This is a genomic window from Pseudomonas sp. AC463 (assembly GCF_979253585.1).
Genome location: NZ_CEEDDZ010001139.1, coordinates 1 through 238, shown reverse-complemented (window position 1 = coordinate 238; position 238 = coordinate 1). Strand labels below are relative to the sequence as shown.

1 protein-coding gene is annotated in these 238 nt (G+C 71.8%); it reads left to right on the top strand.

Features of this window, described 5'->3' with window-relative positions:
* Window positions 1-21: 21 nt before the first annotated feature.
* Window positions 22-238 (top strand): MBL fold metallo-hydrolase (locus tag AC0IYH_RS33860; RefSeq protein ID WP_471838845.1); only part of this gene is annotated, 217 nt, incomplete at its 3' end.

Below are 238 nucleotides of genomic sequence, written 5' to 3'. Positions count from 1 at the left end.
CGCCGCGTCGGACCGAAGCGGGTGACCGCGCCGGGCATCGCGTTCGACGACCTGCCACCGATCGATGCCGTGCTGCTGAGCCACGGCCATTACGATCACCTCGACGTGGACACGCTGCGTCGCCTCCACGCGGTGCATGCGCCATTGATGGCGATGCCGCTGGGCAACGAAGCGATCGTGCGGGCGGCGGTGCCGGAGGCGCGCTGCGTCGCGGGCGACTGGTGGGACCGGCTGGTGC